The 325-nt window shown below is 44.3% G+C and carries 1 protein-coding gene; it reads left to right on the top strand.

The features are described from left to right. A partial coding sequence (locus tag FH871_RS32840; protein ID WP_171063050.1) for a transposase occupies positions 1-310 on the top strand: 310 nt, incomplete at its 5' end. Positions 311-325 lie beyond the last annotated feature (15 nt).

Here is a 325-nt window from a genome sequence, read left to right as displayed (position 1 = left end):
TCGTTATCGGAGACGGGATATACTTTTAATCTGGGATGGGGCAGCGATCCACCGCAGTGAAAGGGTAAAAGCCTTTTTGAAAAGCCGTCCAGGCCGGATTCATCTGGAACGTTTACCCGCCTATAGTCCCCAACTTAATCCAGTCGAGTTGGTCTGGAGCCAGTTGAAACGTAGTTTAAAGAATCAGGTATTTACAAGTTTGGAAGAACTGACCGTTGCGGTTCTTGATCAAGTCAAAAGCTTGGAAAGAGAGCCCAAACTAGTGCAAGCCTTTTTTAACAAAAAGGAAATTGGGTTTATTACGGACTAATGCACGGACCAATAA

Origin of the sequence: Larkinella sp. C7 (genome assembly GCF_006149005.1) — a bacterium.
Classification (GTDB): domain Bacteria; phylum Bacteroidota; class Bacteroidia; order Cytophagales; family Spirosomataceae; genus Larkinella.
The sequence above is the reverse complement of the archived record's forward strand: the minus strand, read 5'-3'. Positions and strand labels throughout refer to the sequence as shown.